General features: G+C 34.8%; 11 protein-coding genes and 1 tRNA gene. All 12 read right to left on the bottom strand.

Annotated elements, in window-relative coordinates:
- Positions 1–130: 130 nt before the first annotated feature.
- Positions 131–1,387 (bottom strand): hypothetical protein, encoded by a 1,257-nt coding sequence (locus CHB72_RS18385; RefSeq protein WP_089284345.1) that lies wholly within the window; start codon positions 1,385–1,387, stop codon positions 131–133.
- A gap of 389 nt (positions 1,388–1,776) precedes the next feature.
- Complete coding sequence (locus CHB72_RS18390; protein WP_089284346.1) at positions 1,777–2,205, bottom strand: flavodoxin domain-containing protein; 429 nt, start codon at positions 2,203–2,205, stop codon at positions 1,777–1,779.
- A gap of 13 nt (positions 2,206–2,218) precedes the next feature.
- On the bottom strand, positions 2,219–2,863 hold the full coding sequence (locus CHB72_RS18395; RefSeq protein WP_089284347.1) for a flavodoxin domain-containing protein: 645 nt from the start codon (positions 2,861–2,863) through the stop codon (positions 2,219–2,221).
- 3 nt (positions 2,864–2,866) lie between these two features.
- A complete protein-coding gene (locus CHB72_RS18400; protein WP_089284348.1) occupies positions 2,867–3,436 on the bottom strand; it encodes a TetR/AcrR family transcriptional regulator in 570 nt (189 codons plus the stop codon).
- Positions 3,437–3,588: 152 nt separating this feature from the next.
- Positions 3,589–4,050, bottom strand: coding sequence for a CDP-alcohol phosphatidyltransferase family protein (locus CHB72_RS18405; RefSeq protein WP_089284349.1), 462 nt, complete (start codon positions 4,048–4,050; stop codon positions 3,589–3,591).
- A 299-nt stretch (positions 4,051–4,349) separates the two neighbouring features.
- Positions 4,350–4,802 carry a phage tail tape measure protein gene (locus CHB72_RS18410; protein WP_089284350.1) on the bottom strand — a complete coding sequence of 151 codons (453 nt, stop codon included), beginning with the start codon at positions 4,800–4,802 and terminating at the stop codon, positions 4,350–4,352.
- Complete coding sequence (locus CHB72_RS26735; RefSeq protein ID WP_176431466.1) at positions 4,802–4,963, bottom strand: hypothetical protein; 162 nt, start codon at positions 4,961–4,963, stop codon at positions 4,802–4,804. Before CHB72_RS26735 ends, CHB72_RS18410 begins: the two co-directional genes overlap by 1 nt.
- A gap of 562 nt (positions 4,964–5,525) precedes the next feature.
- Positions 5,526–5,610 (bottom strand) — tRNA-Leu (locus CHB72_RS18415).
- Positions 5,611–6,044: 434 nt separating this feature from the next.
- Complete coding sequence (locus tag CHB72_RS18420; protein WP_089284351.1) at positions 6,045–7,670, bottom strand: peptide ABC transporter substrate-binding protein; 1,626 nt, start codon at positions 7,668–7,670, stop codon at positions 6,045–6,047.
- Positions 7,671–7,896: 226 nt separating this feature from the next.
- Positions 7,897–8,469, bottom strand: coding sequence for a lytic transglycosylase domain-containing protein (locus CHB72_RS18425; RefSeq protein ID WP_089284352.1), 573 nt, complete (start codon positions 8,467–8,469; stop codon positions 7,897–7,899).
- Between the two features lie 17 nt (positions 8,470–8,486).
- Positions 8,487–9,086 carry a dephospho-CoA kinase gene (gene coaE / locus CHB72_RS18430; protein WP_089284353.1) on the bottom strand — a complete coding sequence of 200 codons (600 nt, stop codon included), beginning with the start codon at positions 9,084–9,086 and terminating at the stop codon, positions 8,487–8,489.
- A 14-nt stretch (positions 9,087–9,100) separates the two neighbouring features.
- Positions 9,101–11,779, bottom strand: coding sequence for a DNA polymerase I (polA, locus tag CHB72_RS18435; RefSeq protein ID WP_089284354.1), 2,679 nt, complete (start codon positions 11,777–11,779; stop codon positions 9,101–9,103).
- Positions 11,780–11,810 lie beyond the last annotated feature (31 nt).

Genomic DNA, 11,810 nt, shown 5'->3' on the forward strand with positions numbered 1-11,810 from the left:
TATCGAGGTCTAGAGTTATTATAAACTCTAAATTCGATAGGCTTGATTATTTTTTGAGGATTTCAACTGAAATTTTCAATTTCCCGATATCCCCTTACTGTATCATTTGCTCAATTTAGATGCAGGAGAATTACATGTGCATATGCTCCCATTCGCTGAGTACAAGTTTTACAAGACGATCTGCAGTATCTTTTTGAAATGGCATGACATGTCCATGAAATTGATAATATTGCAGATAGCTATATAATGTTTCGTAGCCGCCTTTTACCCATTCTTGACTATGGGGAAGGTATCCCGTGCAGCCATTGGTGTATCCGTTCAGAAAAAGGTAAGGTGCATGTGCCTGTTTCGATGCTTCGAGAGAGATTTCACAGAAAATTTCATCTGGAATCCCGCAGAAACAGCCGCCATTCAAATTAAAGAACTGAATTTTTCCTTCTTGAACTTGTTTCGTAACACCGGAGTTCCTTAGCCTTTCACATTCCCTGAGCCATTCTGAACCATCAATGCCACATGACTTTTTTGCATCATCCGCAATTTGTTTTGATTCTTCTTCAGAAGGAACATCGGAGTAGTAGTCAAACTTTTTTGAATACATATGCAGGTTGTCTACCTCAGTCATATTAAAATGTAATTGTTTCGCTGAGTTTAGAAGAATATCGGATATCCGATCCAGGTCGGGTATGTTTCCGCCAAGGATTTTTTCCACTCCCGCCGGTTTAATATTACCTGCTGCCCCTTGAATAAGAATTACCGGACAAAGAAAACAGTCCTGTAACTTTTCGCGAGCAACACCAAAGTAATCGCTAGAAATCTTGTTGTTACAGCTCATTAATATATTTGCATGTGCCGTAATCCGCAAAACAACGACTAATGGACAACCAGTGGCAGAATCAGCTATTTTTAATGCTCCAATCCGATTATCAACCATAGTGCAGCCTTCCCTGCGATTTTCTCCGATTTCAGTATCGGTCATAGCCCAACCGGTTTTGCAAGGCTTAAGTCTTTTCTTTGCTTCAATCACACATTTTTGAATTCGGTCACACATTAAATGAAAATATCTTTCACCATTAACCGGTGATAAAGGTGTGGGTGCGGAATGTGTGTGCGAAAAACAAAGCATGACACAGGAAATGTCGGTTTTCAATTGCTTTGAAACAATAGATCGCAGTTCATCGGAAAGCGTTGTCGTCAGACCAAGACTGTCAATTGCAATCAGGCAATAATTCCTACCGCCAAATTCCAATATAAGTACCTGTGCATACAGTGAATGCAAAACGCCTTGCGATTTACTATCCTCCCTGTAACATCCGATTAGTTCGACCTGAAAGTCAGGCGTAATATCAGCTTGTGCAAAAGCAGCTTTAAAATTATATATATTATTCATTTAGCTTTCTCCTTTAAAGTATTTATATTATGGACAAAGCCTAAATTCAGGGCATTAAATTACTTCATTTATCCTTAGCCCTGTTAGGCTTTACATGAAGTTATTACAATCATAAGTTTCATACCATCACCTCGGATTGACAAATATATTTTAAAACACCTTTTAGCATTTACAATTGTCAGAATAAATTATACATCATTCCAAGCGCTAATTCAAATCCAGCAATTACAGGAAAGAAGCGGGCAAAAGCGAGCTTTCGCCCACCGCAATAAGCGCCATATAACAAAGACACTCAGCTATTAGCTGAGTGCCACAAAATGAGTTTCACCCTGGTCAGACTGTAGGTTTTCGGGCAGTTTGTGGTTGAGGTGACAGGACTTAAAAGCTCTTTATTCTTTTATTTGTGTCGCCACTTCATTGATTTTTTCAACATTAAGCCCCATTAAGGGATTTTCTTTGGGTGGTGAGAAAGGCGCGTAACCACCAAAGGACTCTATACAAATTGCTGAGTCAATAAGCTCAGGCACAAAGCTGGTTTTGATTGTTTTTTGAAGTGTATCTGGATAGGCATTGCATAGAAAATATATCGTCTTCTTTTTCAGTAACACCGATTGATTCTTCCGAATAAAGTTTCTTACAGGTTTGTACAGCTTACCCATTCGAACCCCAGAACCAATTATAATCACATCGTAATCATCTAACGATGGAATTTCATGATTAAGATCGATCAGTGTACTTCCGAAAAGTCCCTTTTGTAAAAGTAAGGAACACTCCTTGGCCGCACCGGACTTTGTAGCATAAGTAATTAAAATATTCATTATAGTATCCTCCTTATTTCATGGTGGCACCGGTAATCACGTCTAATTTGGATTCACTGGCATCATGAATGACAATATAACCGGCATCTTTATGTTCTTCCCAGTTCTGACGGCTTTGTTCAAGAAACCATTTCATGAGTGCGGGGTCTGCTTTCCCAACCTTGAGAGTATCTATTTGATTACTATTGTCAAACCAGTCTGCCATTTGCTTTAATTCTTCCTGTTGATCCAAATTCATGCCCGTCGCAAACAACAAGATTGATTTATTTTCAATGGATTGATTTGAGATATAGCTTTTAAGCTGAGAAGAAATTTTGCCCATATACACAGGTGTACCAAAAGCAATCAAATCAAAGCGGTCTAAATCATAGGTAAGTTCTTTTGACGGGTAATTAATTATTACACGATATTCCTGAGCCTCTAATTGCTGTGCCAATTCCATTATCACATTCGTTGTTGTTTTATTATTAGAAGGCTGGTAAATGATAAGCGCCTGCTTTTTACCCTCTCCCAAGACTATTTCCTCTGTCGTGTGTTCTTGGTTCAATCCGCCCATGACGGAAAAAAGCCATCCTCCAACTGATATTACCGTAATACCCAGAATAATTAAAAATATCATTAAAATCTTAAACCCAAGGCTATGTTTCTTTTTGTCCATATTTCATCCCTCTTTCATACCGAAAATATTGTCTACAAGCTGGTCAATCACAGTATCCCACGTTTTACAATCACTGAAATCACAGCCGAAATAAGTTGTAAATTGCTCCTTGTTCAGGAAAAATATTTGTAGCGGAAATAACAGTTGGAAAGTCAATAGCTTTAATTCCATATCACTTTTCGTTTCTCCAAAGTGTTCTCGAAAGATTGGCAGCAACATTTGACTTATATAAACACTCCCTTGTTTCAGTTCAGATGATATCTTAATTTCTGCCAATGAGGCATTTTGAGAGCAGAATTTATAAAAAATTTTAAGCATTTCTTTAATTCCTTCAGAAGGAATAGCGGAATCTTTCTGACAGATCAGAGTAGCTCCGATGTCAGACATACACTTATCTACAGCCAATCGTATCAAGTTTTCTTTCGATTGGTAGTAATAGTTAATTAATGCGCTGTTGACACCAGCAAGTAACGCTATTTCACGATTTGTCACTTTCGTAAGGTCTTTATTGTCTATTAAAAGTTGCTCAACAACCTCCAGAATTTTTTCTTTTGCTCTTGTTTTTTCATCCATTTTTCGATTCTCCTTTTTTGTTATTTAAACATTGCCTTGATAATTTAAATAAGCTGAATATATTTGGATCGTAATAATCTATTTTTAATAAAATAAGTGTTTCCTCCAGAGCAGATAAAATTGGGATAATAATAATAATGGGTAGCGGCATATTACCCATCACGATTCCCATGGACATGCAAAAAAATCATAACTCCGGTCAATTTATTGCCAACTGTATGGAGCATACCGAATTGATTGAATTTACCCTTTGTAATGAAAAAGTTCAGCAATCTAATAACCGCTACAGTAAGTCCACCTATAAGTATAGTGTCAGGTATTATCAACCCGTATGAACGTATCATACAGGTTAATGAGGTAATTAAAAAGATAAAGTCAGCCAGACTGTCTAATTTGGCTCCAAGAGCAGTTTTAAGTTGGTACCGTCTGGCAATATAGCCATCTAACACATCGCTTAATCCGCAAATAAGATACATTGTTAAAAAAAGAAACCAACTATTATGTATTAACAATAATGCTGAAGATAGTACAATGCGAAGAAGTGAAAAGAAGTTTGGCAGTTTTTTAAATTTATTGTTTTTTTTATACTCGCTTTTTAATTGTGATTTAATCATGATTAAATACTATTATATTTTTTCTTTTATGTCAATACCATATCCGCTCTTCACTCAATACTTTCTTAAATAATCATGTGTTCTAAATTAGTGATTAGTTTTATTTTTCTAAAAGAAAAAGCCTGAAATTATTGAATTCCAAGCTTTTAATGGTACGGATGGGGAGATTTGAACCCCCACGAGTATTTTCCCGCTACCCCATCAAGATAGTGTTTGTTCATTGTAAGTAAGAGGAATTTTCCACTCAATCTTTATATCAAGTGATTCATCAGCTTTTTCATGAATGTATATTTTATTGACTAAAGTACACATCTGGTTATTAGGATCTCTGGCATATATTGCATAACCCAATCTAAGAATTTGGAAATTATAGGCATTAAACCAACACCTACTTGAGTCGCCACACTACCCAACATCCTTTTTACTTGATCCGTTTGGCCTGTAAAAACAACACCTGCATCAATAGCTTCATCAGATAAAACTAATCCTAATTCATGGGCTTGTTTTTTCATTTCTTCAACACTACCCGCAGCCCCATTGAGTAACGGCATAAGTTCACTACCTTGCTTTCCAAATAATTCAGTTGCAAGTCTAGCCTTTTCTGTACCATCTTCCATATTTTGAAGGGCAATTACAGTTTCCTCAAACATTTGCTCTTGTGATTTCAACGCACCTGTTGAATCAGTTGCAGATAAACCAAGTTTTGCAAATGCTTCTGCCCCTTTACCGCTTCCTCTAATAGTTTCATCCATTACTGTAAGTTCTTTATTGCCCAAATCATCATATTTTTTTGAAGAGTTGACACAAATTCAGTTGATGGACTACCATGAATCACATATATTTCTCCGTCAGGAGATCCTTGTATTGTTAGTGGTTCTCTAACTAATACCGATAAATCTAAAATATTACTCATTCTTCATTCCTCCAATTTTTCTTTTTAATTACAGTCGACTTTAATCAAAAACATAAAAGGATAGATTTCTCTATTCTTTACTACTCTACAAATGTTTCAACTATTTCTACCAAGTTTCCATTTTTATCAGATAAAGCAGAAAACTCATAGTTTATATTTCAAATACTAGAAGTGTACTATCAAATATTGATGATGATACAACTTTAAATCAAGGTGATAATAATCTAGTCATATCTATAGAACGAGTTAATGAGAACACTATTAATGTTAATATTCTAGCAGCTATGACGAATGATTGTATTATATCTACAGACGATCTTTATTCGTTTGATGACGATGAAGATGATGTGTATTGAAAATAAATCTAGTACTCTATCTACTAATTTTTTATGATTAATAAAAACAGGACTAAATTTATTTTATATTTTATGTCCTAAATCAGGACTTTCAAAAATTGAATAATAGACCTATATGCCATAGGCTTTAAAAATGTCTTAGAAGTCAATTGTGGACTTGTAGATATGCAATAAAAAACTACCTATTTTTAGGTAGTTGATTTTTTTGGTGCGGTAGAAGGGACTTGAACCCTTACGTCTATTGACATAGCCCCCTCAAGACTACGTGTCTGCCGATTCCACCACTACCGCATTTTAAAGTTGTCTATAAACTTAACAAATGAAACTAACAATAAAGTAACATCATCACAAGATAGTGCGTCTGCTGGTTCCACCACATCTGCATGTTGTTATTGATTTAGTACTATAACATTATAATATGGTTAGGTTGCTATGTCAACTTTTTATAATTACTAATGCGGCGAAACTTAATTCATAAGTGACCAACACGAAAGTTAGATTTGTAACTTTCGTGTTGGTCACTTAGTTTGTTTATCTAGGAGGGGTTTTTACTCCTCTGAATTATAGCTGAGTTTATTTCGAGAATGTAGTGTCTGCTCTCTCACTTAGTTTGTTTATCTATAAGCGGCAGTCTTAGCAATACACCGAAGAATAAATTAGTGTACAACGAATGTTAGTATTCTATCGGCACTGTATCTATATAAAGCTCCTACAAGAACATATTATCACTTAGTATTGATGAACCAATCCTCTATGCCGTTAAATAGATTGTAGTTGTTAGGCTTTATTTCCCCTTTTACTTTATCTCTAACTACGATTGATCCATTTTTAAAGAATAAACTAAAGTAAGGTAGCTCTTCAGCTATATGTTTTTGTAATTGGCTATAGCTCTTTTCTTTTTCAGTTCTACTCGGTGCTCTAAAAGCTTCTTCTAATAACTCATCGATTGTCTCATCATAATAGGAAATAAAATTACTTCCTCCCATTTGTGTGGAATGAAATGCAAAGGATAAATCCGGAATATAGGATAGATCCCATCCTCCTAATATCATGTCAAAACTGCCTTTAGATACGCGATCATTGAATTCTTCCCATTCTAATAATTCAACATCTATTTGGATGCCTATCCGTTCTAACTCCTCTTGAATAAAGAAGGCTGCCTTCTCCCTTAAAACATTATCTTTGTTGGCAATTAAATTAAAGTTCAAGGATGTACCCTCCTCATTTACTCTGGTGGCATGATCTCCTTCAGATAAATATCCACTTTTCTCTAATAGCTCAACAGCTTCATCTACATTGTAGCCATATTGCAAACTATCTTCCTCATAGATTGATGTTAGGGGATATACAGGAACATCTACAACTGTTCCGTGGCCTAAATAAATGTTATTGATCAGCTTATGACGATCTACCCCATAGGCTATGGCTTTTCTTACATTTTTATCTTTAAGGATTGAATTTTTGAAGTTGAACCCAACAAATTCATAATTGCGAGAAACGTACTCATATACCTTGACGTTTTTGTTTTTAGCATATTTTGCCCAATCAATAGAAGTTGGCTGCGCTAGATCAATATCTCCATTTTCAAATACAGATAATTGCGACTCTACATCTGGAACGATAACAGCATCTACTTCTTTAATATAAGGCTTTTGGCCCCAATAATTTTCATTTCTTCCTAACTTAATATTTCTCATAGTTTCATAATCACTTAATTGAAAGGCCCCTGTCCCTATCATAGGAAAATCCATATCTGTTAATCTGCTGACGTTATTACCTTCAAATAAATGTTTTGGTAATATTGGAAAGGTCATCACCTCTAGACCGTTACTAAAGGGTCTAGAAAAGGTTATATTGATCACCCCTTCTTCTACTTCCCTTATATCAGATATCTGTTGTAGGCTTGTCCTAAAAACAGAATTACTACTTACATTTTTAATATTTCCTTTAATCAAATTAGTAGTAAAAATAACATCTTCAGCTGTGAAAGGTTCTCCATCATGCCAGGTAACCCCTTTACGTAAATGAAATTGAATACTTTGACCATCTGCTGCTACATTCCACTTTTCTGCTAGTAAAGGCTGTATATCCATATTTGTATCAAAGGTTACTAATCCTTCATATATCAAGTGATGTAATTGAAACAAGCTATAATTGTTGTTAAATAGAGGGTTTAAAGTATTGAATCTCGTTACCGATACCTTCAAGGTTCCTCCATCAGCTGGTTCATAGTTTTCTATAATGTCTTCAACTTCTTCTTCGTTGTTAGTTGCTTCCTGTGGACTACAAGCAGTCATTAGGATTGCTATAATCACAACCAATGATAGAATAAAATATTTTTTGTTTTTCACAATGTCCCCTCCCTTTTTTGAAACTGACTGTAGTAATCTATATAATTCCAATAATATCTATTATAATATATTTATAGATTCCTTGAAACCTTAAGAATCTTCCATTTAAAAAAGATAATAAATATAGGCCTAAGTGTATTAAAATTTATAAGCCTATATCTATTTATGTTAACCTCACAGAAAAATAAGGCTTTGACACCTTATTTTTCTAACTAAATAGTATTCCTCAGTTGCTATAGAGCCATCTATATACTTTATAATCCCTCAGTACCTTCTGTAGATAGATTTTAGTTTCTTTAAAGGGAATCTCATCTAGTGTTTCTCCATCTCTACTATATTCAGGATTTTCCAACCACCCACTTACATTACCATTCCCTGCATTATAGGCGGCAATGATTAGCTCTAGGTTGTTATCAAATTCCTTATGAAGTATATTAAGATACCAGCAGCCAATTCTAATATTCAAATCAGGTCCATATAACATCTCTTCTCGATAGTTTTCTATAGGCAGCCTTTCTGCAGCCCAGCTGCCGGTTATTGGAGCAATTTGCATCAGCCCCTTCGCTTCTCTACGAGATAGAGCATTAGGATTAAATTTACTTTCATTGCGCATAATGGCTGCCACAAGATAAGGATCTACATTATATTCCTCAGCATATACTTCAATAATATCTCTATAATGGATAGGATAAATAACTTTTAGCAACCATTTTCCATTTTGAAGGGCAACCACCACTGCTGCAACAATAAGAATAGCTGCAATAATACGAAAGAGTTTTTTAGTTAAAATAATCAGCAACAATCATCCCTCCAAAGCTATTCCCTCATAATCATCCCCCATATTTTTTTCACTTGTTTTATTAATTCCTCTAAGTCTCCAGAATTATTGATTAATCTATCGGCAAAAGGAATTTTTTTTTCAGTAGGCATTTGAGATTTTATCCTTTGATTAGCTTCCTCGAAGGATAAACCATCTCGTTCCATTAAACGTTGTATTTGTAAAATTTTCGGCACTACAACAATCCAAACTTCATCTACCTTATTCTTAAGATCTGTTTCAATCAACAATGCAGCATCTAATATTATAACACGATTAGATTGATTTTGTTTATAATAATTTATTTTTTTATCTATAGCTTTAAATATCCTAGGATGGGTGAATTGATTCAATTTTTCTAAATGGCATGGATTACTAAATACAATACTACCCAGTTTTTTCCTATCAAGTTGATCATTTTTTAGAAGTATTTCCTCACCAAAATAGGATACTATATCTACATAGGCTGGTTTTCCCTTTTCCACGACTTCTCTAGCAATTTTATCAGCATCTATGATAACTGCTCCTAGTTCTCGCAGGGTGTTAGAGACTGTAGTTTTTCCACTGGCAATACCTCCAGTTAATCCTATGGTTTTCATTCTATAACGACTCCTTACTTTGTATCATACCATGTATCTCCACTAGCCAAGTCCACTTTTAGCGGTACCTTTAAACCCATAGCCTCCTCCATAGAATCTTTTACAAGGGCAGCTACCTTCTCCACTTCATGATCTGGACATTCTACAATGAGTTCATCATGAACCTGCAAAATCAACTGGGCAGTATAGCCACCAGCTTTAAGGTTTTCATAAACCTTTACCATCGCTATCTTTATAATATCAGCTGCACTTCCTTGGATAGGGGTATTCATAGCTATTCTTTCACCAAAGGAACGTATATTGAAATTTCTTGAGGCAATCTCAGGTAAATATCTCCTACGGTTTAATAAAGTTACAACATAGCCTTTTTCTTTAGCTGTTATTACAATTTCCTCCATATATTTTTGAACAGAAGCATACTTTTCTAAGTAGCTTTCAATATATTTCTTTGCTTGATACCTAGAAATATTTAAATTTTCTGCTAAACCAAAATCACTAATTCCATAGACAATTCCAAAGTTCACTGCCTTAGCACTACTCCTCATGGCAGAGGTCACTTCCTCAATAGGCACGTCAAAGATTTCTGATGCAGTTCTTGTATGGACATCTTGATCATTAAGAAAGGATTCCAGTAGATTTTTATCCTCTGATATATGAGCTAAAACTCTTAACTCAATTTGAGAATAGTCAGCATCTATAAATTTATTGTTTTCATCAGCTCTAAATACCTTCCTCAATTGCCTGCCTATCTCTAATTTAATAGGGATATTTTGCAGATTTGGCTCAGTACTAGATATTCGTCCAGTGGTAGTCACCGTTTGATTGAAATTAGAGTGTATTCTTTCTGTTATAGGATTAATAATATTCAGTAGACCATCTATGTAAGTGGTTTTAATCTTTGTAACTTGTCTATAGTCTAAAATTTTAGGTATAATCTCATGTTGATCATACAGTTTTTCTAGCACTTCTACATTAGTAGAGTACCCGGTTTTAGTTTTTTTAATAGGAGGCAGCTGTAATTTGTCAAATAGTATTTCTCCTAGTTGCTTAGGAGAATTAATATTAAATGTATCTCCTGCTAGTTTATAGATTTCCTCCGTTAATCCATCAATCTTATCTTTAAATTCTATTTTAAAATTCTCCAACATATGCTTATCTACTTTAATTCCTTTAAATTCCATAGAGGCTAACACTTCTGTTAGCGGTAGCTCTACTTCATAGTAGAGTTTAGTTAGCTGTAGCTCTTCTAATCTTGCTTTTATTGTTTCCACTAATTGAGCTACTGCCCTCACCTGTTGATACAAATAGGTCTGAAGTTTTTCAGCAGACACTTGATTTACTTCAATTTTACTTTTGCCTTTTCCCCTTAGTTCCTCTTCATCCATAAGGTTTTCTCCAAAATATTGGGCTGCTAAATCCTTTAGGCTATAGCTGCTTTTGGCCGGGTCAATTAAATATTCTCCTATCATGGTGTCAAAGCTAATATTTCTTATCGTTATACCATATGGATAAAAATGTAGTATTTCTTTTTTCATATCATGGCTGATTTTTTCAATTGCTTCTTCCTCTAGGATCTCCTTAATTTCATCTATGACTTGCTTAGCTTCTTGAAATTCTCGTAAATCTATGTAATATTGTTTTATCGTATCACTAGCTATAGCTATGGCAATAACTTCATCTTGGAGGATATTTTTTTCAGTTGTTATCGATTTAAAAATGATTTTCTTTTTCTCTTTGATCAGTTTAAGGATTTCCTGTAAAGCATTCATTTCTTTAATAACTTCTAGGGATAATTTGTTTTCTTCTACGCTTTCACTTTCTGAAAAAGTCGCCATCACCCTATTAATTAAACTATTGAATTCATACTTTTTAAATATCTCCAAAATTTTATTTTTGTCAAATTCTTCTACCCTTAAACTTTCTACACTCATTTCTACTGGCACATTGGTTACAATAGTAGCTAGTCTTTTGCTTAAAATAGCCTGTTGCACGTTATCTTGTATTTTTTCTCTTAATTTGTCAGCAAAAATTTGATGGCTGTTTTTTACTAGGTTTTCAATAGAACCGAATTCTTTAATAAGTTTAATCGCTGTCTTTTCACCAACCCCTGGTATACCAGGAATGTTATCAGACTTGTCCCCCATTAAGCCCTTCAAATCTATAAATTGTAATGGGGTGACTTCAAAGTCCTCAAATACCTTTTTATCATCATAAATTTCTAAATTGGATATTCCTTTTTTAGTAATGAGGATTTTCGTTCTATTCGATGCCAGTTGGAGGGCATCCTTATCTCCTGTCACGATGAGGCTTTCAAAATCCCTTCCTTCACAATACTTGGCTAGTGTACCAATCAAGTCATCTGCCTCGAAGCCTTCAATCTCTATACGATAGATATTGAGAGCATCTAATACCTCCTTTAGAGGTTCCATTTGCTCCGCCAGTTCAGGAGGCATTTTTTTTCTTCCTGCCTTATAGGCATCATACTCCTTATGTCGGAAGGTGGGGGCCTTTTTGTCAAAGGCTACGCCTATATATTGAGGATGATATTCCTCCATTACCTTAAAAAGCATTGTCATAAAACCATATATAGCATTTGTATGCTGTCCCTCTTTAGTTGTAAGAGGGGGTAAAGCATAAAAAGCTCTATTAATCAAACTATTGCCGTCTATAATAACGATGCGCTTATGTTCCATCTTTTTTCTTCCCTTCTTCCAGTATTTATCA

Source organism: Anaerovirgula multivorans (assembly GCF_900188145.1).
Taxonomy (GTDB): domain Bacteria; phylum Bacillota; class Clostridia; order Peptostreptococcales; family Natronincolaceae; genus Anaerovirgula; species Anaerovirgula multivorans.